Below are 21051 nucleotides of genomic sequence, written 5' to 3' on the forward strand. Positions count from 1 at the left end.
GTGCGTTCTGGCGCCGTCGGTCAGGAGCGGGTGTCGACGGATGCCGTCGATCCCGTGCGCGTTCCGACGGGGTGCGCCTCGCCGACCGCCGGCAGGCCGGCTGTCGCGGCCGCAGCCTCGATGATCGAGTCCTCGGCGTTCTCGATCTCGCGCTCACGCTCGGTCTCGGCGTCGACGGCTGTTCCGCCCTTCTTCGCCAGGTCGATCGCGTTCATGGTGCCGAGCTTGTTGTTCGGAAGGAACGCGACGGCGATGAGGGTGATGACCGCGAGCGGGACGGCGAGCAGGAAGATCGATCCGACCGCGGAGCCGTAGGACGACTCGACGAGCACACGGATGGCGTCCGGCAGCGAGTCGACGTGAGGGATGACACCGCTGCCGAGCGTCTTGGCGGCCTCCAGCTGGTTCTCGGGGGAGAGGTCGGTGATGCCGTCCTTGATGCTGTCGGCGACGAGCGTGCCCATGATCGACCCGAGGATCGAGACGCCCATGGTGCCGCCGAGGCTGCGGAAGAAGGTCACGGCGCTGGTGGCGACTCCGAGGTTCTTCACCTCGGTCGTGTTCTGCACGACGAGAGTGAGGTTCTGCATGACCATGCCGACGCCGGAGCCCAGCACGAACATCGAGATGCCGACGAACCAGAAGTTCGTGTCGTAGTGGATCGTGCTGAGCAGCGCGAGTCCGACGACGGCGAGGGCGGAACCCGTCACCATGATGGCCTTCCACTTGCCCGTGCGGCTGACGATGTTTCCGAAGAACGCGGAGGCGAGGAGGAGTCCGCCCATCATGGGGATGGTGAGCAGGCCCGACTGGGTCGGGGTCGCTCCACGGGCCAGCTGCATGTACTGGCTGAGGAAGACCGAGGTGCCGAACATGGCGACACCGATCGAGATGCTCGCGATGACCGAGAGCGTGAAGGTGCGGTTCTTGAACAGCTGGAGCGGGATGATCGGCTCCTTGACCTTGAACTCGGTGATGACGGCCGCGATCAGGAGCGCGGCGGCGCCGGCCACCATGACGAAGGAGGTCGCGGATGCCCACTCGAACTGCGATCCGGCCAGGCTCACCCAGATGAGCAGGAGGGAGACACCGCCGGCGATGAAGATGGCGCCGAGGTAGTCGATCTTCACGGCACGCTTGACGATCTTGGGCAGGTGCAGGGTCATCTGCAGCAGCACGATCGCGACGATGGCGATGGGCAGCGCGAGGAAGAAGTTCCAGCGCCATCCGAACGCATCGGTCACCACGCCGCCGAGCAGCGGGCCGCCGACCATGCCGACGGCCATGACACCGCCGAAGAGACCGGCGTACTTGCCACGCTCACGCGGGCTGATGATGTCGGCCATGATGATCTGGCTGAGCGCGCCGAGTCCGCCGGCGCCGAGGCCCTGCATGACACGGAAGACGATGAGCGTCGTCGTGTCCTGGGAGAAGCCGGCGAAGGCCGAGCCCAGCACGAAGATGACGAGTGCGATCTGGATGAGCAGCTTGCGGCTGAACAGGTCGGCCAGCTTGCCCCAGATCGGAGTGGACACCGTGGTGGCCAGAAGCGTGGCGGTGACGACCCAGGTGAACGACGACTGGTCGCCCTTCAGGTCGGAGATGATGAGCGGCAGCGAGGAGCTGACGACGGTCGACGCGAGGATCGACACGAACATGCCGAGGATGAGACCCGAGAGGGCCTCGAGCACCTGGCGGTGCGACATGCCGTTGTCGGCGGTGGGGGACTGCGCGGATGATGCCGGTTCGGCGACGGCTTCCGCTGCGCGAGTGCGCGATGAGCGTGACACGAGGACTCCTGATTTTGATTGACTGCGGTCAACTATAACGATCTAGATGACTTTGGTCAACTATTGCTCTCGGTCAACTATTCCGGATCGAGTAGCGCCCGACGAAGTCGGTCGCGTATCGAGATCGGTAGGCGACGCGATCGTCCCGTGTTCGGCTGGAGAGTGTCTCGGTACGCCTGCTCCTTCGTCGCGGGCTACTCGACCCGAGCCCGGCGGGCGGCTGCGCCGCGGCCGTGGCCCGATTTCACTTTGCCCGCAGCATCCGCTACTGTGTACGAAGCCAAAGACCGCCGGTTATCGGCGTGCGTAGAGATACGGATGCTGATCGAAGGCTTGCGAAAGCGAGAACCTGCGCAGGTGTATCGAACTTTTCGGGTTTCCCGTCTCAAAGCTCCGTGCGCCAAGCGCCGGAGCTTTTCTTGTTTCATCAGCCAGGGGCAGGTCGAGGCGCACACCGCTCCCGTGGTGTGCGACGAAAGACATCAGAGGAGTACGCCATGGCGAACAAGGAAGCCACGGTCGCCGAGCTCACGGAAGCATTCCAGAGCTCGACCGCCGTTCTGCTGACCGAGTACCGCGGCCTCACTGTTGCGAAGCTCAAGGAGCTGCGCACCAACATCCGTGAGGACGCCACGTACGCCGTGGTGAAGAACACGCTCACCAAGATCGCGGCGAACAACGCCGGCATCACGTCGTTCGACGACGAGCTCGCCGGTCCGTCCGCTATCGCATTCGTGCACGGCGACCCTGTCGCTGTCGCGAAGGCGCTGCGTGCCTTCACCAAGGCAAACCCTCTCCTCGTGGTCAAGGGCGGCTATTTCGATGGCAAGCCGCTGACCGCTGAAGAGGTGGGCAAGCTCGCCGACCTCGAGTCCCGTGAGGTGCTGCTTGCGAAGCTCGCAGGCGCCTTCAAGGCCTCGCTGTTCGGTGCCGCATATCTGTTCAACGCCCCGCTGTCGAAGGCCGTTCGCACGGTCGACGCGCTGCGTGAGAAGCAGGAGTCCGCTGCGTAGGTCTTCCTACGACGCGGTGAGTAACTAAGAAACCAAGGAGAAAAATCATGGCAAAGCTGTCAACTGAAGAGCTGCTCGAGCAGTTCAAGGGCCTCACCCTCATCGAGCTCTCCGAGTTCGTCAAGGCATTCGAGGAGACCTTCGAGGTCACCGCCGCTGCTCCGGTCGCTGTCGCTGCCGCTGCCGGCCCCGCCGCCGCCGCTGAAGAGGTCGAGGAGAAGGACTCCTTCGACGTCGTCCTCGAGGCTGCTGGTGAGAAGAAGATCCAGGTCATCAAGGTCGTCCGCGAGCTCACCTCGCTCGGCCTCGGCGAGGCCAAGGCTGTCGTCGATGGCGCCCCCAAGGCTGTCATCGAGGGCGCGAACAAGGAGACCGCCGAGAAGGCCAAGTCTGCTCTCGAAGAGGCCGGCGCCACCGTCACCCTCAAGTAATCCGGGCCCTTCGGGGCACCAGAGCTTGGCGTGAAGCAACGCTGAAAGGGCGTCACCCCCCGGGGTGGCGCCCTTTTCCGTCCCATAGATAGCTCGGCTATGAATATAGATAGCCTTGCTATATAATTGATGACATGTCACAGAACGCCGTTGTCGACGCCACGCGCGCCACCACCATCAGCCAGATCCTCGTCGAGGTCGTCAGCGCCTCGAACCGCCTCACCCGCGTCGCCGCTCGCCGTACTCCCGATGCCGAGTCGCCCGCCCTCCTCCGCACGCTCAGCGTGCTCCTGACATCGGGACCGATGCGCCTCGGTGCCCTCGCGGACGAGAGCCGTGTCTCGCAGCCCACCATGACGAAGCTCGTGCGCACGCTCGTCGAGCGCGAGTGGGTGCGCCGCATCGCCGACACCGAAGACGCCAGGGCCTGGCAGATCGCCGTCACGAAGAAGGGCGAGCGTGCCATCGAGGATTGGCGCGAGACCATCGGGGCCGCTCTGCTGCCTGTCTTCTCCGACCTGAGCGCCGACGAAGCGGACACCCTCGCCCGAGCGGCAGCCATCCTGCACTCCCGCATCGCTCGGGAGATCGCTCCCGAGGCATCCGCCGCATCCTCCAGCAGCGAGCTGGTGGACGCGCGATGAGCCACGGAGACACCGGTACGGGGTCGATCCTGAAGCAGCCGAAGGCGGTGTGGGCGGTCGCCTTCGCCTGCGTCGTGGCCTTCATGGGCATCGGCCTCGTCGACCCCATCCTTCCGGCCATCGCCGCAGACCTGCAGGCGACCCCCACAGAGACCGAGTTCCTCTTCACCAGCTACCTCGTGATCACCGGCATCGCCATGTTCTTCACGAGCTGGGTGTCGAGTCGAATCGGCGCCAAGAAGACGCTGCTCATCGGCCTCGCCGTCATCGTGGTGTTCGCCGCAGCCGCCGGCCTCTCGGGAGACGTCGAATCGATCATCGGCTTCCGCGCCGGTTGGGGACTCGGCAACGCGCTCTTCATCTCCACCGCGCTGGCGACCATCGTGGGAGCGGCATCCGGCGGCACCTCGTCGGCGATCATCCTGTACGAGGCCGCCCTCGGTCTCGGCCTGGCCATCGGCCCCCTCGTCGGAGGAGTGCTCGGCAGCTGGAGCTGGCGCGGCCCGTTCTTCGGCACCGCGGTGCTCATGGCGATCGGCTTCATCGCCATCTCGACGCTGCTGCGCTCGACGGCCGGTGACGAGAAGCCCGTGCCCACGGCGTTCTCAGCACCGTTCCGCGCGCTCGGACGGCCGGCGCTCGCGATCCTCGCCGCCACGGCCGTGTTCTACAACTTCGGCTTCTTCGTGCTGCTCGCCTACACGCCGTTCGCGCTGGTGCCGCTCGGCGTCTCGAGCGCCATCTCGCTCGGCTTCGTGTTCTTCGGATGGGGCGTCGCGGTGGCAGTCTCCTCCGTCTGGCTCGCTCCGATGCTGACGGCACGGATGCGGCGCACCCGCGTGATCTGGACGATCCTCCCGCTGCTCGCCCTCGACCTGGTGGCCATCGCCCTGCTCATCCACTCCGTCGTCGGCATCGTCGTGTTCGTGGTGGTCGGCGGCCTGCTGCTCGGCATCATGAACACGGTGCTCACCGAGAGCGTGATGGAGGCGACAGACCTGCCGCGATCCGTCGCCTCAAGCGCCTACTCCGGCGTGCGCTTCCTGGGCGGCGCGGTCGCCCCTCCCGTCGCCTCGCTGCTGGCGGCGAACATCGCAGAACCGGCTCCCTTCATCGCCGGTGCCATCGCCTTCGTCGTGGCGACTCTCATCGTGATCGTCGGGCGCAGGGCGCTCGCGGCCTCGGACGGGATGGCCGAGCTCGACGAGGCGGAGCAGGCAGAGGCGGTGCTGGTGGGCGACGCGGCGTAGCGCCGCCTCGTCACACGGGTCCCCGTCATCGAGACCGGAGTTCCCGCGGGTGTGCCACGCTGCGCACCCGCAGGAACTCCGGTCTCGACGTCTCTGCTCCCTCAGCGCCCGGCGCCAACGGGCACTGCTGCCGTCGTCGAGGAGCGCACGACGAGGCGGGACGGCAGGATTGTCTCGCCGCCGGCCTGCTCTGCCGCATCCGTCTCGAGCAATCGCAGAACGGATGCCACCGCCAGGCGTCCCTGCTCCCTCGGAGCCTGCACCACCGTGGTGAGGCCGAACATGGAGGCGTACTCGTGGTCGTCGATGCCCGTGATGGACAGGTCGCGCGGCACCTCGACGCCGAGGCGCTGCGCGGCGAGGATCGTGCCGAAGGCCACCTCGTCGCAGGCGGCGAAGATGGCCGTCGGGCGGTGGCGCGGATCACCGAGCACCTGCAGCGCGACAGCGTAGCCGCCGGGCATGCTGAGCTCGGTGGGCCAGAACGACTCCTCGGTGGACAGCCCGGCAGCCTGCATGGCGAGCTCGAAGCCGCGCAGCCGCTTGCCGTGCACGGAGAAGTCCATCTGCTGCGCCTGGTTGCCACCGATGTGCGCGATGCGGGTGTGCCCGAGGCTCAGCAGGTGCTCCGTGGCCAGCCTCGATGCGGCCACGTCGTCGATGGCGATGGTCGTGGCCCGGGGGATCGGACCGCCGATGCCGACGACGGGCTTGCCGAAGCGATGCAGCCGCTCCACCTCGTCGGCGGAGAGTTCCACCCCGACGGCGATCACGGCGTCGACGCGCTTCCTGGCGAGGAAGAACTCGAAGATCTGGCTGCGCTGGGCGGCCTCGCTGGTCACGTTGTAGAGCGTGAGGTCGTAGCCCGCGGCCAGCAGCTCCCGCTCGATACCCTCCAGCACCTCGCCGAAGAACCAGCGGTTGACGAACGGGATGATCACGCCGATGTTCTTCGTGCGCCCCGTGACGAGGCTCGCGGCGTTCGGGGAGGCGATGTAGCCGAGCTCCGTCGCCGCGCCCTGCACGCGCAGCCGCGTCTCGTCGGCGACGTAGCCCCGGCCGCTGAGCGCGCGCGACGCCGTGGCCTTCGAGACGCCGGCCAGGCGGGCCACATCGGCGATGGCGCTCATATGCCTCACTTCCTCGGTCGGCATGACTGGAGCCGATCATAGCGCCGAATGCCGGTTTTCTGGAACCGATCTCAGACGCCTTTTCCGTGCGCATGACGCCACGGGAGTCGCGGATGCAAACGCTCTCTCGCCCATTTCTGGCGCATTCGGCGAAGGAGACCGATTCGTGATGCCATCGGCTTGTGTCCCGGGCGGGCGAGGCGCTACCGTGGCGTCTGGAACCGGTTCCCCAGTTCTCCCTGCACACATACTCAATGAGGAGATGAGAAATGAGACTCACGCGGCACCGCCGTCTGTTGATTCCCATGGCCGCAGCAGCCGTCGTCGGACTGGCTCTCACCGGATGTACCGGTGACGAGGCCGCCGGCAACAAGGCCGACACCGATTGCGCCCCCTACGAGGCCTACGGAAGCTTCGATTCCGGCACCGAGGTCAGCGCATACGGCACCATCAGCGACACCGAAGCAGACCTGCTGAACGAGTCGTGGAAGGACTTCGAGACCTGCACGGGCATCGACGTCGTCTACGAGCCCAGCAAGGAGTTCGAGACGCAGATCAACGTTCGCGCCCAGGGTGGAAACCCGCCCGACATCGCGATCTTCCCGCAGCCGGGACTGTTCGCTGCACAGGTCGAGGCCGGCTACATCCAGAAGCCCGCCCAGGCTGTCGTCGACAACGCCAAGGAATTCTGGTCCGAGGACTGGCAGAAGTACGGCACCGTCGATGGCGAGATCTGGGGCGCGCCGCTCATGGCGAGCGTCAAGGGCTACGTCTGGTACTCGCCGTCCACCTTCGAGGACAACGGCTGGGAGGTGCCGACCACTCTCGACGAGCTGGCGACGCTGACCGCCGACATCCAGAAGTCGGGCGCTGTCGACAAGCCGTGGTGCGTCGGATTCGCATCGGGTGACGCGACCGGCTGGCCGGGCACCGACTGGGTCGAGGACTTCGTCCTGCGCGAGCAGGGTCCCGACGTCTACGACCAGTGGGTCACCAACGAAGTGAAGTTCACCGACCCGAAGATCCAGGGCGCTTTCGACTCCGTGGGTGAGTTCATCCGCAACGCCGACTACGTCAACGGTGGCCTCGGCGGCATCGACTCCATCGCGACGACGGAGTTCGGCGACGCCGGCCTCCCGATCCTCGACGGCACCTGCGCCCTGCACCACCAGGCGACGTTCTACGAGGGCTTCTGGCCCGAGGGAACGACGGTTGCCCCCGACGGCGACGTCTGGGCCTTCCTGCTCCCCGGCACCGAGGCCGGCGCCAACGCCGTCACCGGTGGTGGCGAGATCGTCGGATCCTTCCGTGACGCCAAGGAGGTCGCCGCAGTGCAGACCTACCTCTCCAGCGACACCTGGGCCAACAACCGCGTGAAGCTCGGCGGTGTCATCAGCGCCAACAACGGACTCGACCCCGAGAACGCCTCCAGCGAACTGCTGAAGACGGCCGTCGCCACGCTGCAGGACCCGAACACCACCTTCCGTTTCGACGCCTCGGACCTCATGCCGGGCGCCGTGGGAGCTGGCTCCTTCTGGAAGGGAATGGTCGACTGGATCGGCGGCAAGTCCACAGCCGACACGACGACCTTCATCCAGGACAGCTGGCCGCAGTAGTCCTCGGACTGCTGTTGCTCTAACATCACTGATCAGTAGTGGGGCCGCGCGGCCAGCCGCGCGGCCCCACTGCAACCTCAAAGAAGAGGAGAGGCATACATGACGACTGCAGATCTCATCGGCAAGATCCTCCAGTTGTTCGGCGGAGTGGCGATCTTCGCCGCCGTCGTGGGACTGATCCTGTTCTTCATCGACAAGGCTCCCAAACGCGGCCGCGACGTGCTCCAGCTCCTCGCCTTCGTGCTTCCGGCATTCATCCTGCTGGCGATCGGCCTGGTCTACCCGGCCATCCGCACGGGAGCAGCCGCCTTCGCCAACAAGGCGGGCGAGTTCGTCGGGCTCGACAACTTCGTCTGGATGTTCACCCAGCCCGAGGCGCTCATCACGCTGCGCAACACGATCATCTGGGTCATCCTGGTCCCGACCATCTCGACGGTGATCGGCCTCGCCTACGCGAACTTCATCGACCGCTCCCGCGGAGAGAAGATCTACAAGTCCCTCATCTTCATGCCGTTCGCCATCTCCTTCGTCGGCGCCGGCATCATCTGGAAGTTCGTCTACGAGTACCGGCCGGCCAGCCGGGACCAGATCGGACTCCTCAACCAGATCATGGTCTGGTTGGGCCAGGAACCCGTGCTCTGGCTGCAGACGGCACCGATGAACACGATCCTCCTCATCGTCGTGATGATCTGGGTGCAGACCGGATTCGCCGTCGTCGTGCTGTCGGCCTCCATCAAGGGCATCCCGGCTGAACAGCTGGAGGCGGCCGAGCTCGACGGCACCAACGGCTGGCAGCGCTTCACGAACGTCGTGCTCCCCGGCATCCGCGGAGCCCTCGTGGTGGTCGTCACCACTATCTCCATCGCGACGCTCAAGGTGTTCGACATCGTGCGCACCATGACCGGTGGAAACTTCGAGACCAGTGTCGTGGCTAACGAGATGTACACCCAGGCCTTCCGCGCACTGGAGCCGGGCCGAGGTTCGGCACTCGCGCTCATCCTGTTCGTACTCGTCCTCCCGATCGTCGTCTACAACGTTCGCGTCCTGCGCAAGCAGAAGGAGATCCGATGACATACACACCGGTCGAACTCCCCCTCGACGACGAGACCAAGAAGGAGTTCCAGCGCGGCTACAACGCCGACGGCACGAAGGCGACGCGGGTCAAGAAGCGCCTCACCTCGCGCACCGCCACGATCGTGTCGCTGATCATCGCGCTCATCTGGGTGATCCCCACCTTCGGCCTCTTCGTCTCGTCGTTCCGGCCCGAGGAGCTCATCAAGACCACCGGCTGGTGGACGATCTTCCAGAACCCGGGATTCACGCTCGACAACTACAAAGAGGTGCTGTTCTCGTCGTCGTCGTCGTCACCGCAGCTCGGCGCCTACTTCGTCAACTCGCTCGCGATCACCATCCCCGTGGTGGTCTTCGCGACCGTGCTCGCGGCCATGGCGGCCTACGCACTGGCCTGGATCCCGTTCAAGGGTGCCGGCTGGATCTTCATCGTGATCTTCGCGCTCCAGATCGTGCCGCTGCAGATGGCGCTCATCCCGTTGCTGCAGATGTTCACCACCTGGATCCTCCCGATCCAGCGGTTCATCCACGACATCATCCCGATCATCCCCGAGCAGAGTTACCTGCAGGTGTGGATCGCCCACACGATCTTCGGCCTCCCGCTGGCGATCTTCCTGCTGCACAACTTCATCTCGGAGATCCCGGGGGAGCTCATCGAGGCCGCCCGCGTCGACGGCGCGAACCACGGCCAGATCTTCCTGCGCATCATCCTCCCGCTGTCGGTGCCGATCCTCGCGTCGTTCGCCATCTTCCAGTTCCTCTGGGTCTGGAACGACCTGCTGGTCGCCCTGGTGTTCTCGGGCGGAACTCCGGATGTCGCACCGCTGACCCAACGATTGGCGGAGCTCACGGGTAACCGAGGTCAGGAGTGGCAACGCCTCACGGCCGCTGCGTTCATCTCGCTGATCGTGCCGCTCATCGTGTTCTTCAGCCTGCAGCGCTACTTCGTGCGCGGTCTGCTGGCAGGGTCCACGAAGGGGTAGGCCTCAGGCCCCGCTCACGAATGCAGGATGAGAGCCGACACGACCGCGATCTGCGGCTGTGTCGGCTCTCGTCCTGTGAACTCGCGTGCGCTGCCAGCGGAACCCTGACGACGGATGCGGCCGCCGGCGCGCCTAGGCTGAATCCATGAGCATGGGCGGCGGGATGAGAGGCGGCCCCAAGCGCGCCACCCTCGGTGAGGGCGGCGGAACGGCCAGCAGTGCACCGCGGCACGGACCTGTCGACATCCAGGCCCAGAAGGCCGCGAACGCCGACGCGCCCCGCATCCCCCATCTCGGCCAGCGCATCATGGAGCTGTTCCGCCCGCACCGCGCGGCGCTCACGCTCACCGTCGTGCTGGTGATCGTGACCGCCGGCCTGGCCGTCATCCCGCCTCTGCTCACGCAGCGTGCATTCGACGACGGCCTGTTCCCGCCGAGCGGCTCCCCGAACCTCCCCGTGCTCGGCACGATCGTCGCCGCCATGATCGCCGTGTTCGTCGTCAGCGCGCTCCTCGGAGTCTGGCAGGCCTATCTCACGGCCACCGTCGGCAACAAGGTCATGGGCGGCCTGCGGGTGCGCCTGTTCACCCACCTGCAGTCCATGGAGCTCGGCTTCTTCACGCGCACCAAGACGGGCGTCATCCAGTCCCGCCTGCAGAACGACGTTGGCGGAGTCGCCGGCGTGCTCACGAACACGGTCTCGAGCGTGCTCGGCAACACCGTGACGGTCATCTCGGCCTTCGTCGCCATGCTCATCCTCGATTGGCGCCTCACCATCGTCGCTGTGGTGCTGATGCCGTTCATGGTGATCGCGCAGCGTCGCGTCGGCCAGGTGCGTGCGCGCATCGCAGGCCAGACCCAGGAGTCGCTCTCCGAGATGACGGCCATCACCCAGGAGACGCTGAGCGTCTCGGGCATCCTGCTCTCCAAGGCCTTCGCACGCCAGCAGGCCGAGATCGGCCGCTACTCGGACGAGAACAGGAACCAGATCAGCCTGCAGGTGCGTCAGGCCATGAGCGGGCAGTGGTTCTTCGCCCTGGTCACCATCTTCCTCTCCAGCGTTCCCGCGATCGTCTACCTGCTGGCCGGCTACCTCGCCGTCGGCGGAGCCGAGACGATCACGCCGGGAACCATCGTCGCCTTCACCACCGTGCAGGCGAGACTCCTGTTCCCGCTCATCGGCCTCATGCGCGTCGCCCTCGACCTCCAGACATCCGGAGCCCTGTTCGCCCGCATCTTCGAATACCTCGACCTGAAGCCGTCGATCACCGATGCTCCCGACGCCCGCCCAGTTCCCGAGGGCGCTTCGCTCGGGCGGGTCGAGTTCGACCACGTCTCCTTCTCCTATCCGGATGCCGCAGGCGAGGCGCATCCGACGCTCGACGACGTCTCGTTCACGATCGAGCGCGGCCAGTTCGCGGCGTTCGTCGGGCCGAGCGGCGCGGGCAAGACCACCGTGTCCTACCTCGTTCCGAGGCTGTACGAGGCGAGCGGGGGAGCGGTGCGCTTCTCAGGAGTCGACGTGCGCGAGCTTCAGCAGAGCTCCCTCGTCGACCACATCGGCATCGTGAGCCAGGAGACCTACCTCTTCCACGCGACCATCGGCGACAACCTGCGCTACGCCAAGCCCGACGCGACGGATGCCGAACTCGAGGCCGCCGCGCGTGCCGCCAACATCCACGCCACCATCGCGAGCTTCCCCGACGGCTACGACACCGTCGTCGGTGAACGCGGCTACAGGCTGTCGGGCGGAGAGAAGCAGCGCGTGGCGATCGCGCGGGTTCTCCTCAAGGATCCCGAGGTGCTCGTGCTCGACGAGGCGACGAGCGCGCTCGACACCATCTCGGAACGCGTGGTGCAGACGGCCATCGACGATGCCGCGCGCGGTCGCACCACCATCTCCATCGCCCACAGGTTGTCGACGGTGATCGACGCCGATGTCATCTTCGTGGTCGACGCCGGCCGCATCGTCGAGCGCGGAACGCACCCGGAACTGCTCGCGGCGGGAGGCACCTACGCGCAGCTGTACTCGCAGCAGGTGACGGCGCCCGTGGAACCGACCGCCGTCGAGTGACGGCCAGGGCGGCGACTCAGGACCGCTCGGCGAGCATCCCCTCCATGAGCTCGATCTCAGCGGTCTGACTGGCCACGACGCCGTTCGCGAACGTGGTCACGACGGAGTTCGTGCTGCGGTCGAGCAGCGCCACGGCCATCTCGAGCGCCCCTTGGTGGTGAGCGATCATCAGGGAGAGGAAGAGCCGCTCGGCCGCGACGCCCTGCAGGCCCTTCAGTTCGGTGAGCTGCGCCTCCGTGGCCATGCCCGGCATGGGGCCGCCGGGTGTGTGCGTGGCGGCGTCGGCCCCGGTGCTGTGGCCGTGCTCGGTGCCGGATGCACCAGGGCGGGTCATCCACGTCATCGACGGCTCGCTCCCGGCCTGGCTCAGGCCCCACTCGTTCAGCCAGCCGTAGAGCTGGCCGGACTGCTGCGCCTGGGTGGTGGCGATGTCGTAGGCGAGGAGGCGCACGTCGGCGTCATCAGTCGCGTCCCGCACGATCATCGCCATCTCGACGCCCTGCACGTGATGGGCCTGCATGTCGCGCGCGAAGCCCGCTTCAGCGCTGGTGTCCGTGGGCGTCGGATCGCCGAGGGTCGAGATGCGTCCGAAGGAGTACGCGAGCAGGGCCGTCACGACGATCGCCACGATCGCGACGACGATGACGGCGACGCGTCCGCCGCGGCCGCCGCGACCGCCGCTGCCGCCGCGGCCTGCAGCTGCGGCATCCGTGCCGTCCGTCATGCCGTCCTTGCCGACGCTAGACCTTGCCGGGGGCATCGAACGCTCCGGTGCAGAGGGCGCCGGGCTCCGGAACGTTCTGGCTCTTCCAGTACTCCTCGAGGAAGGCGGAGATGCGCTCGTCGTCGACGGAGTCGACGGCCAGCTGCACGTTCCAGCCGCTCAGCACCACGGGGCTGGGCAGTCCGTCGAAGGGCGAGAGCACGATGTAGCTGCTGGGCAGCTCCGCCTTCAGCGCAGTGAGGTCGGCATCCGAGAGCGATGGGTCGTAGGTGACCCAGATGGCGCCGTGCTCGAGGGAGTGCACGGCATTCTCGTTCGGCACGGGCTCGGTGTAGATGCCGCAGTTGAGCCAGGCGGGGTTGTGCGCGCCGCCGGCGGGAGGAGTCTGCGGGTAGTCGACGACGGTGCTCACGTGCTGCGACTCGTTGTCGAAGGTCTCGACGCCCTCGATCTCGGCACCGGTTCCGCCGGCCGTGTACTCCTTCGGCTGCGGCGTCAGCACGATCGAGACCACGACGACGGCCACGACGGCGATGGCGGCGACGATGGCCGAGCCGATGCCGATGCGGCGGTTGCGCTTCGACCGCGCCTCCTTGCGGCGGAACTCCTCGAGCTTGGCGGCACGGTCGTCGGCACGCTTCTGCTTGATGGACCTCTGCTTGGCTGCGGCCTTGGCGGCGGGCGGGACTGGTGGAACGGGCGGGGTGCTGGGGGTCACTGAACAATACGAACGTATCAACCGCTCTCGCGGCGACCAACGGATGCCTCTCACAGCCCATTCCCAGTCGGCGAACTGGGGCGCCGGTGTCCGTGCGATCGACGGCTCAGGCGACCGTGCGCTGCAGTTCCTGCGACGCGCGGCCGTCTTTTCGACCGCATCGTGAAGAAACGACCGCGCGGGCGACGGATTCGCCCGTGCCGCGGCATCCGTCACCGGATATGGTGGAGGCGTGAACATCTCCCGCTCGTGTTGTCGCCGCTGATCATCACCCCAGCGACCATTTCCCTGTGCCTGCGCGACGAAGCGCAGCACGACCGTTAGGACAACACGGATGCATTACGCAGAGACCATCGTCGACCTCGTCGGCAACACCCCGCTCGTCAAGCTGAACAAGGTGACCGACGGCATCGCAGCGACAGTGCTCGTGAAGCTCGAGTACCTCAACCCGGGCGGCTCGGCCAAGGACCGCATCGCGACGCGCATCATCGACGCGGCCGAGCGCGAGGGCAAGCTCAAGCCCGGCGGAACCATCGTCGAGCCGACCTCCGGCAACACCGGCGTCGGCCTCGCCCTGGTCGCCCAGCAGCGCGGCTACCGCTGCGTCTTCGTGCTCCCCGACAAGGTGGGTGAAGACAAGCGGAACGTTCTCACGGCCTACGGCGCCGAGGTCGTCGTGACGCCCACGTCGGTGCCGCCCGACCACCCCGAGTCGTACTACAGCGTCTCCGACCGGCTGGTCACCGAGATCCCCGGGGCGTTCAAGCCCGACCAGTACTCCAACCCCAACGGGCCGCTCAGCCACTACGAGACCACGGGTCCCGAGATCTGGCGCGACACCGACGGCCTCGTCACGCACTTCGTCGCCGGCGTCGGCACGGGAGGCACCATCACGGGTACCGGACGCTTCCTCCGCGAGCAGTCCGACACCGTGCGCATCATCGGCGCCGACCCCGAGGGATCGGTCTACTCGGGAGGCACCGGGCGCCCCTACCTCGTGGAGGGCGTCGGCGAGGACTTCTGGCCGACGGCCTACGACCCCAGCGTTCCACACGAGATCATCGCGGTGACGGATGCCGAGGCCTTCGCCATGACGCGCCGACTCGCCCTGGAAGAGGGCATCCTCGTGGGCGGATCGAGCGGCATGGCGGTGGTCGCCGCCCTCCAGGCCGCTCGCGACCTCCCGGCGGATGCCGTCGTCGTCGTGCTGCTGCCCGATGGCGGCCGTGGCTACCTGGCGAAGATCTTCAACGACAAGTGGCTGCGCTCCTACGGCTTCAGCAACGCTCCGACCGGACACACCGTCGCAGACCTCCTCGCCACGAAGGCCGGACGCACCGAGCCCCTCGTGTTCGCGCATCCCGACGACACCGTTCGCGACGTCATCGACCGCATGACCGAGACCGGCGTCTCGCAGCTGCTCGTGCTGAACGCCGAGCCGCCCGTCGTGCTCGGCGAGGTGTCCGGCGCCATCCACGACGAGGAGCTCATGGAGCTCGTCTTCTCCGGCGGCGTGAAGCTCACCGACAAGGTCGCCTCCGTGATCGGAGAGCCGCTGCAGCTCATCGGCGTGAACGAGCCCGTCGCCGCGGCACGCGCGGCCTTCGCCGCGAAGCCCGCGCTGCTCGTGACCGATGGCGGCAAGGTGCTCGGCGTCGTCACCCGCTCCGACCTGCTGAGCTACCTGGGCGCCTGACGCCTGACGCCTCTCGTCGCCATGCCCAACCCCGGCCGTCACCTGAAAAGCGAGGAACTTCTCGCCGCCCGACGGCTTCCGGGGCCGGATCGAGCCGATTCGACCAAGACTTCCTCGCTTTCCAGTTTCAGGAGAACACCATGACCACCTCAGACCGCTTCGCCACCCGCGCCATCCACGCCGGCCAGGAGTTCGACCCCACCACCGGCGCCGTCATCCCGCCGATCTACCAGACCTCCACCTTCGTGCAGGAGAGCATCGGCAACCTCCGCGGCGGCTACGAGTACGCCCGATCGGGCAACCCGACCCGCACCGCGCTCGAGACCCTGCTCGCCGCCCTCGAAGGCGGAAAGCACGGCCTCTCCTTCGCCTCCGGCCTCGCCGCCGAGGACGCCCTGCTGCGCGCTGTGCTCCAGCCCGGTGACCACGTCGTGCTCGGCAACGACGTCTACGGCGGAACCTACCGCCTCATCAACCGCGTGCACGGGGCATGGGGCATCCGGAACACTCCGGTCGACCTCGCCGACCTCGACGCCGTGCGTGCCGCCGTGGCGACGGAGGGCACGCGCATCCTCTGGATCGAGACGCCGTCGAACCCCCTCATGAAGATCAGCGACGTGGCCGCCCTCGTCGAGATCGGCCACGAGGCCGGTGCCATCGTCGTCGTCGACAACACCTTCGCGTCGCCGGCTCTGCAGCAGCCGATGAGCCAGGGCGCCGACGTGATCGTGCACTCGACCACGAAGTACCTGGGCGGACACTCCGACGTCATCGGGGGCGGCCTGGTGATCAACGACGACGAGCTGCACGACAAGGTCAAGTTCCTGCAGTTCGCCGCCGGTGCCGTGTCGGCGCCGATGGATGCGTTCCTCACCATCCGCGGCATCAAGACCCTCGACGTGCGCATGGAGCGCCACTCCGCCAACGCCCAGGCCATCGCCGAGGCTCTCGTCGATCACCCGGCACTCGAGGCCGTCTACTACCCGGGCCTTCCGTCGCACCCCGGCCACGAGCTGGCCGCTCGCCAGATGTCCCGGTTCGGCGGCATGCTCTCCCTGGCTGTGCGTCCGACATCCGGAACCGGTGCGGATGCCGCCCGCCGCTTCGCCGAGTCGCTCGAGCTGTTCCAGCTGGCCGAGTCGCTGGGCGGGGTCGAGTCGCTGGTGAACTACCCGTCGGCCATGACCCACGCCTCCGTGAAGGGCACCGAGCTCGAGGTGCCCGAGAACGTCGTGCGTCTCTCCGTCGGCATCGAGGACGTCCAGGACCTGGTGGCCGACGTGCTGCAGGCGCTCGAGGCCGTCGCGGGCTGACGCCGGCCCTCGCCCTCGCCCGCTGAGGACCCGACGAAGTCGGCGGTCGAAGGGCTCGCATCCACTCGCTCGCTGAGGACCCGACGAAGTCGGCGTTCGAAGGGGTTCGGGGACCGAGCGGGGGCGGTCTCTCGCGATACCGCAACCCCCGTGCGCGATGTCGTCGCCTCGCGGTAGAACAGTACGCATGAGCGAACCGATCAACGACTGGATGGACGCCTACCTGCGCGCCTGGGACTCGAACGAGCCCGACGACATCCGCGCCCTGTTCACCGAAGACGCCGAGTACTACACGCTGCCCGGCCGCCCGCCGAAGTCGGGCATCGACGGGATCCTGGAGTGGTGGGATGACGCCCGCGACGAACCCGGCGACTACACCTTCCGGTGGGAGCCCATCGCCGTCACTCCGAGTCGCGCCGTGATCCAGGGCTACACCGACTACCGCGAGCGCGAGGGGTACCACAACCTCTGGGTCATCGACTTCGAGCCCGACGGCCGCGCCAGTCGCTTCACCGAATGGTGGGTCGAGGTTCCGGCCGACGGTTCCGGGCCGAAGGGCGCCACCATCACGGCGTCCGAGGACTGACGGCGCACTCCGGAGGCCTGGCACCGAGAGAAGGCCCTCGACGCCGGCATCGAGGGCAGGAGCGAGACGGGAGCACGAGCATGAGCCTGAGCGTCGAGACGTGGATGGACGGCTACCTGCTGGCGTGGGGCTCGAACGAGCCAGACGACATCCGCGCCCTGTTCACCGAGGACGCCGAGTACTTCCCCGCCCCGCACGTACACCCGGCGATCGGCCATGATGCCATCGTCGACTGGTGGCTCACCGCACGGGACGAGCCGGGGGACTACGAGTTCGGGTGGCGCCCGGTGGCAGTCACTCCCGAGACCGCCGTCATCCGCGGACGCACCGACTACGCCGACGGGCGCAGCTACGAGAACCTCTGGGTCATCGAGTTCGCGGCAGACGGCCGGGCCTCCCGTTACACCGAGTGGTACATGAGCATCGACGCCAAAGACGTCGGCGCGCCACCGGAGAGCGACCTCGAGACCGACTCCAAGTCCGACTCCAACCCCGACTCCCGCACCACCACCGGCTGACACAGCGTTGGCAGGATTTCGACGAACATCGTCATTACTGCCAGCGTAGCGGGATGCGCCGGTCGGGCATAGTGGACGGGTGACCACCACCGCGACCGGCGCAGCAGAGGCCGGGCAGAGCTCGGAGCCGGCCGTACACCACGGATCCCTCGGGCTCGCCCGCGGAACTGCGCTCTACATCGCCGCCGTGCTGGGCACCGGCATCCTCGTGCTGCCCGGGCTGGCGGCATCCGTCGCCGGGCCGGCCTCGATCATCGCCGTCGCCGCGGTGTTCCTGCTCTCCATCCCGCTCGCGGGCACCTTCGCCGCCCTCGCCTCGCGCTATCCGGACCCCGGCGGCGTCGCGAGCTACGCACGCCGAGCCCTCGGCGACGTCTGGGCGCGCATGGCCGGCTACTGGTTCTACTTCGGCGTCTGCGTCGGAGCCCCCGTCGTCGGGGTGCTGGGCGCCGAGTACGTGGTCGCGGTGCTCGGGGTCGATCACGCCGCCGTCGCCTGGGTGGGCATCGCCATCTTCGTGCCGCCGTTCGTCATCAACTTCTTCGGCGTGCGCGTCTCGGGCGCGCTGCAGCTCGTGCTCACGGCCCTGCTGCTGATAGTCGTGGTCGGCGTCGTCGTCGTGAGTTTCCCGCAGTCGGATGCCGCCAACTTCCAGCCGTTCCTGCCACATGGCATCGCCGGCATCGGCACGGCGATCAGCCTGTTCCTCTGGGCGTTCGCCGGTTGGGAGGTTGGCACCCACATCGCGGGAGAGTTCCGCAACCCGCGCCGCGTCATTCCCCTCGCCACAGCGATCGCGGTGGTCGTCGTGGGAGCGGCCTACCTCGCCCTGCAGTTCGTCACCGTCGCCGTGCTCGGCAGCGATGCCGCCGGCAGCGCGACGCCCCTCGTCGACCTGGTCGCCGACAGTGCGCCCGGCTATGGTCCGTTCCTCGTGGCCGTGATCGCGGCCGTCGTCGTCGCCGGAGTCGTGAACGCCTACGTCGGTGCGTTCAGCAAGCTGGGCGCGGCACTCGGCCGCGACGGCGACCTCCCGCGCTGGTTCGCGCGCGGCGTCGAGGACGGCGGCGTCCCGCGGCGGAGCCTCACCGTCGTCGCATTGCTGATCGGCACCTACTACGCGCTCATGGCCGCGAGCGGTTTCGAGCTGACGCCGTTCATCCTCGTTCACACCAGCAGCATGGCCGCCATCTACGCCATCGGCATGGTCGCCGCCGTGCGCCTGCTGGCCACCTGGAGCCTCGGCTGGTGGATGGCCGTGATCTCGACGGTGCTCACCGCCGGCCTGCTCGTGCTCGCCGGCCCGAACCTCATCATCCCGGCGGTGCTGGCCCTCGCGGCCGTCATCGTCGGCATCATCAAACGCAGAACGAGAGTGAGAACCTGACATGACCGATTTCCGTGCCCGCTTCGATGCCGAGGTCGCCTTCCTCAACGGAGGCGACCTGCGCGTGAGCGACTTCAGGCTCGACCTGCCGTCGGCGGACGTCTCCGAGAGCGAGCTCGCCGAGCTGTTCGTGCGCCACCTCGGGCTGGCCCTGGTGCAGCGTGTCGACATCACCGAGCTCAGCATCGTCGAGGAGCAGCACAAGGGTTCGCGGGGAACGGATGGCGCCGTCCCCACCGAACGCCGGATCATCGACCTCAGCCACACCGTCTCGGCCGGCCTCGTGACCTACCCCGGTCTGCCAGCCCCGGTGATCACGCCGCACCTCACCCGCGAGGACTCGCGCGCCAAGTACGCGCCGGGCACCGAGTTCGCCATGGACGTCATCACCATGATCGGCAACACCGGCACCTACCTCGACAGCCCATTCCACCGCTACGCGGGCGGCACCGACCTCGCCGGACTCGAGCTGTCGACCCTCGTCGGCCTGCGCGCCGAGGTCTTCCACCTCGCCGACGTCTCCTGGCGAACGGATGCCGCCACGAGGGGCATTCCGGCCTCGGTGTTCCACGACCGGGACCTCGCCGGATCCGCCGTGCTGCTGCACACGGGTTGGGACGTGCACTTCGGCCGGCCCGCCTACGCCATTGGGGCCCCGTTCCTCACCGAGGCGGGTGTGCAGCACCTCGTCGACGCCGGTGTCACGCTCGTGGGCATCGACTCGCTCAACATCGACGACACCGAGAGCGGGGGAGAGCGCCCGGCCCACAGCCTGCTGCTCGACGCCGGCATCCACGTGGTGGAGCACCTCACCAACCTGGGCGCTGTCCCGGCTCGTGGTGCGCGCTTCACGGCCGTGCCCCCGAAGGTGGCCGACTTCGGCACCTTCCCCGTGCGCGCCTTCGCCGAACTCGGCTAGCTGCCGCTCGCGCACGCTTCGGCCGCCGACTTCGTCGGGGCCTCAGCGAGCGAGGAGCGGGCGCCGACTTCGTCGGGGCCTCAGCGAGCGAGCAGTGTGCGCCGACTTCGTCGGGGCCTCAGCGAGCGAGGAGCGGGACACCGTCAACCCCTCGCATCCGCATCCCGTCGGGCGCAGGATGGACGCATGGCTGAGATTCCGACGTACACACTGAACGACCAGACCTCGATCCCCGTGATCGGCCTCGGCACCTACGGGCTCCGCGGCGCAGCAGGAACGGAGGCCGTCGCCGCGGCGATCGGCAGCGGCTACCGCCTGCTCGACACGGCGCTCAACTACGAGAACGAGCCCGAGGTCGGCGACGGCATCCGGGTGTCCGGGATCGACCGCGGCGAGATCATCGTGACCTCGAAGATCCCCGGCCGGCACCATGGCTACGACGAGACTCTCGGCAGCTTCGCCGAGTCGTCGACGAACCTCGGGCTCGACGTGATCGATCTCTACCTCATCCACTGGCCGCTGCCCATGGTCGACAAGTACCTCGACACCTGGAAGGCCATGATCGCGCTGCGCGACGAGGGCAAGGTGCGCTCCATCGGCGTGAGCAACTTCACCGAGGAGCACCTCGATCGCATCATCGGCGAGACGGGAGTGACGCCCGCCGTCAACCAGATCGAGCTGCATCCGTACTTCCCCCAGGCCTCATTGCGTGCATTCCACGAGCGGCATGGAATCCGCACCGAGTCGTGGAGCCCGCTCGCCAACCGGAGCGAACTCACCCGAGAGCCCCTGATCGCCGCGATCGCCGACAGCCACGGGGTTACCCCGACCCAGGTCGTGCTGCGCTGGCACATCCAGCTCGGATCCATCCCGATTCCGAAGTCGGCGGATGCGGCCCGTCAGCGCGAGAACCTCGACGTGTTCGGGTTCGAGCTCAGCGACGACGAGGTCGCCACGATCTCCTCGCTCGAGCGCGGACGCCTGTGGGGCGGCGACCCCGACACCAACGAGGAGTACTAGAGCGCCAGCTCACGCTTCGAACGCGGGCGCATCCCGATTGCGCCCGGCGCGAAGCCCGAGAGCGGAGTTCGCGTGGGTGCGTGGAGTGTGTCACCCGCCTGACCTTCGGTCTCGACGCCGTGGACCAGCACGGGCTCCGTTCTCGGCAGCGGCGATCGTCCTAGGATC

At 67.5% G+C, this 21051-nt stretch carries 19 protein-coding genes; 15 read left to right on the forward strand and 4 right to left on the reverse strand.

Annotation, left to right across the window (positions count from 1 at the left end; translation table 11 throughout):
- Window positions 1-20: 20 nt before the first annotated feature.
- Entirely contained in the window at window positions 21-1790 is a 1770-nt protein-coding gene (locus tag ASC59_RS15310) for an MDR family MFS transporter (protein ID WP_268765496.1), read from the reverse strand.
- Between the two features lie 497 nt (window positions 1791-2287).
- Between ASC59_RS15310 and rplJ the strand changes: the two genes are divergently transcribed.
- The 4 genes from rplJ (at window position 2288) to ASC59_RS15330 (ending at window position 5128) form a co-directional block, all read left to right on the forward strand.
- Window positions 2288-2803 carry a 50S ribosomal protein L10 gene (rplJ, locus tag ASC59_RS15315; RefSeq protein WP_055824710.1) on the forward strand — a complete coding sequence of 172 codons (516 nt, stop codon included), beginning with the start codon at window positions 2288-2290 and terminating at the stop codon, window positions 2801-2803.
- 47 nt (window positions 2804-2850) lie between these two features.
- Window positions 2851-3234 (forward strand): 50S ribosomal protein L7/L12, encoded by a 384-nt coding sequence (gene rplL, locus ASC59_RS15320; RefSeq protein WP_055824712.1) that lies wholly within the window; start codon window positions 2851-2853, stop codon window positions 3232-3234.
- A 134-nt stretch (window positions 3235-3368) separates the two neighbouring features.
- Complete coding sequence (locus tag ASC59_RS15325) at window positions 3369-3878, forward strand: MarR family winged helix-turn-helix transcriptional regulator (RefSeq protein WP_055824714.1); 510 nt, start codon at window positions 3369-3371, stop codon at window positions 3876-3878.
- Window positions 3875-5128: an MFS transporter gene (locus ASC59_RS15330; RefSeq protein ID WP_055824716.1), complete on the forward strand. Its 1254-nt coding sequence runs from the start codon at window positions 3875-3877 to the stop codon at window positions 5126-5128. Before ASC59_RS15325 ends, ASC59_RS15330 begins: the two co-directional genes overlap by 4 nt.
- A gap of 101 nt (window positions 5129-5229) precedes the next feature.
- On the opposite strand, the gene ASC59_RS15335 is transcribed toward ASC59_RS15330, so the two are convergent.
- Window positions 5230-6258 carry a LacI family DNA-binding transcriptional regulator gene (locus ASC59_RS15335; RefSeq protein WP_055824719.1) on the reverse strand — a complete coding sequence of 343 codons (1029 nt, stop codon included), beginning with the start codon at window positions 6256-6258 and terminating at the stop codon, window positions 5230-5232.
- Between the two features lie 269 nt (window positions 6259-6527).
- On the opposite strand from ASC59_RS15335, the gene ASC59_RS15340 reads away from it, so the two are divergent.
- From ASC59_RS15340 to ASC59_RS15355, 4 genes are all read left to right on the forward strand, one after another.
- Window positions 6528-7874, forward strand: coding sequence for an ABC transporter substrate-binding protein (locus tag ASC59_RS15340; RefSeq protein ID WP_055824721.1), 1347 nt, complete (start codon window positions 6528-6530; stop codon window positions 7872-7874).
- 99 nt (window positions 7875-7973) lie between these two features.
- Entirely contained in the window at window positions 7974-8945 is a 972-nt protein-coding gene (locus ASC59_RS15345) for a carbohydrate ABC transporter permease (RefSeq protein WP_055824723.1), read from the forward strand.
- Window positions 8942-9928: a carbohydrate ABC transporter permease gene (locus ASC59_RS15350; RefSeq protein ID WP_055824726.1), complete on the forward strand. Its 987-nt coding sequence runs from the start codon at window positions 8942-8944 to the stop codon at window positions 9926-9928. The genes ASC59_RS15345 and ASC59_RS15350 overlap by 4 nt, the downstream gene beginning before the upstream one ends.
- 151 nt (window positions 9929-10079) lie before the next feature.
- On the forward strand, window positions 10080-12002 hold the full coding sequence (locus ASC59_RS15355) for an ABC transporter ATP-binding protein (RefSeq protein ID WP_442915110.1): 1923 nt from the start codon (window positions 10080-10082) through the stop codon (window positions 12000-12002).
- 16 nt (window positions 12003-12018) lie between these two features.
- On the opposite strand, the gene ASC59_RS15360 is transcribed toward ASC59_RS15355, so the two are convergent.
- Both ASC59_RS15360 and ASC59_RS15365 read right to left on the reverse strand, forming a co-directional pair.
- The gene (locus tag ASC59_RS15360; protein ID WP_055824730.1) at window positions 12019-12726 is read right to left on the reverse strand and encodes a DUF305 domain-containing protein; all 708 of its coding nucleotides are present in this window, start codon (window positions 12724-12726) and stop codon (window positions 12019-12021) included.
- Window positions 12727-12742: 16 nt separating this feature from the next.
- Window positions 12743-13444 carry a DUF3105 domain-containing protein gene (locus tag ASC59_RS15365; protein ID WP_055824732.1) on the reverse strand — a complete coding sequence of 234 codons (702 nt, stop codon included), beginning with the start codon at window positions 13442-13444 and terminating at the stop codon, window positions 12743-12745.
- Between the two features lie 334 nt (window positions 13445-13778).
- On the opposite strand from ASC59_RS15365, the gene ASC59_RS15370 reads away from it, so the two are divergent.
- From ASC59_RS15370 to ASC59_RS15400, 7 genes are all read left to right on the forward strand, one after another.
- On the forward strand, window positions 13779-15140 hold the full coding sequence (locus tag ASC59_RS15370; RefSeq protein ID WP_055824733.1) for a cystathionine beta-synthase: 1362 nt from the start codon (window positions 13779-13781) through the stop codon (window positions 15138-15140).
- Between the two features lie 140 nt (window positions 15141-15280).
- Window positions 15281-16453 (forward strand): cystathionine gamma-synthase, encoded by a 1173-nt coding sequence (locus tag ASC59_RS15375; RefSeq protein ID WP_055824736.1) that lies wholly within the window; start codon window positions 15281-15283, stop codon window positions 16451-16453.
- A gap of 187 nt (window positions 16454-16640) precedes the next feature.
- Window positions 16641-17039: a nuclear transport factor 2 family protein gene (locus tag ASC59_RS15380; RefSeq protein ID WP_055824738.1), complete on the forward strand. Its 399-nt coding sequence runs from the start codon at window positions 16641-16643 to the stop codon at window positions 17037-17039.
- An 80-nt stretch (window positions 17040-17119) separates the two neighbouring features.
- Window positions 17120-17557, forward strand: a complete 438-nt coding sequence (locus ASC59_RS15385; protein ID WP_082513730.1) for a nuclear transport factor 2 family protein — start codon at window positions 17120-17122, stop codon at window positions 17555-17557.
- A gap of 79 nt (window positions 17558-17636) precedes the next feature.
- On the forward strand, window positions 17637-18944 hold the full coding sequence (locus ASC59_RS15390) for an APC family permease (RefSeq protein WP_055824739.1): 1308 nt from the start codon (window positions 17637-17639) through the stop codon (window positions 18942-18944).
- A 1-nt stretch (window position 18945) separates the two neighbouring features.
- Window positions 18946-19863: a cyclase family protein gene (locus ASC59_RS15395; protein WP_055824741.1), complete on the forward strand. Its 918-nt coding sequence runs from the start codon at window positions 18946-18948 to the stop codon at window positions 19861-19863.
- 186 nt (window positions 19864-20049) lie between these two features.
- Window positions 20050-20883: an aldo/keto reductase gene (locus tag ASC59_RS15400; protein ID WP_055824743.1), complete on the forward strand. Its 834-nt coding sequence runs from the start codon at window positions 20050-20052 to the stop codon at window positions 20881-20883.
- Window positions 20884-21051: the final 168 nt, after the last annotated feature.

Source organism: Leifsonia sp. Root1293 (genome assembly GCF_001425325.1).
Classification (GTDB): domain Bacteria; phylum Actinomycetota; class Actinomycetes; order Actinomycetales; family Microbacteriaceae; genus Orlajensenia.

Bases quoted from the DNA above. Each gene is read 5' to 3' on its own strand.
- ASC59_RS15380 (WP_055824738.1), top strand. From the start codon at position 16,641: ATGAGCGAACCGATCAACGACTGGATGGACGCCTACCTGCGCGCCTGG.
- ASC59_RS15400 (WP_055824743.1), top strand. From the start codon at position 20,050: ATGGCTGAGATTCCGACGTACACACTGAACGACCAGACCTCGATCCCC.
- ASC59_RS15325 (WP_055824714.1), top strand. From the start codon at position 3,369: ATGTCACAGAACGCCGTTGTCGACGCCACGCGCGCCACCACCATCAGC.
- ASC59_RS15340 (WP_055824721.1), top strand. From the start codon at position 6,528: ATGAGACTCACGCGGCACCGCCGTCTGTTGATTCCCATGGCCGCAGCA.
- rplL (WP_055824712.1), top strand. From the start codon at position 2,851: ATGGCAAAGCTGTCAACTGAAGAGCTGCTCGAGCAGTTCAAGGGCCTC.
- ASC59_RS15385 (WP_082513730.1), top strand. From the start codon at position 17,120: ATGAGCCTGAGCGTCGAGACGTGGATGGACGGCTACCTGCTGGCGTGG.
- ASC59_RS15370 (WP_055824733.1), top strand. From the start codon at position 13,779: ATGCATTACGCAGAGACCATCGTCGACCTCGTCGGCAACACCCCGCTC.
- rplJ (WP_055824710.1), top strand. From the start codon at position 2,288: ATGGCGAACAAGGAAGCCACGGTCGCCGAGCTCACGGAAGCATTCCAG.
- ASC59_RS15345 (WP_055824723.1), top strand. From the start codon at position 7,974: ATGACGACTGCAGATCTCATCGGCAAGATCCTCCAGTTGTTCGGCGGA.
- ASC59_RS15360 (WP_055824730.1), bottom strand. From the start codon at position 12,726: ATGACGGACGGCACGGATGCCGCAGCTGCAGGCCGCGGCGGCAGCGGC.
- ASC59_RS15335 (WP_055824719.1), bottom strand. From the start codon at position 6,258: ATGAGCGCCATCGCCGATGTGGCCCGCCTGGCCGGCGTCTCGAAGGCC.
- ASC59_RS15330 (WP_055824716.1), top strand. From the start codon at position 3,875: ATGAGCCACGGAGACACCGGTACGGGGTCGATCCTGAAGCAGCCGAAG.
- ASC59_RS15395 (WP_055824741.1), top strand. From the start codon at position 18,946: ATGACCGATTTCCGTGCCCGCTTCGATGCCGAGGTCGCCTTCCTCAAC.
- ASC59_RS15350 (WP_055824726.1), top strand. From the start codon at position 8,942: ATGACATACACACCGGTCGAACTCCCCCTCGACGACGAGACCAAGAAG.
- ASC59_RS15355 (WP_442915110.1), top strand. From the start codon at position 10,080: ATGGGCGGCGGGATGAGAGGCGGCCCCAAGCGCGCCACCCTCGGTGAG.
- ASC59_RS15375 (WP_055824736.1), top strand. From the start codon at position 15,281: ATGACCACCTCAGACCGCTTCGCCACCCGCGCCATCCACGCCGGCCAG.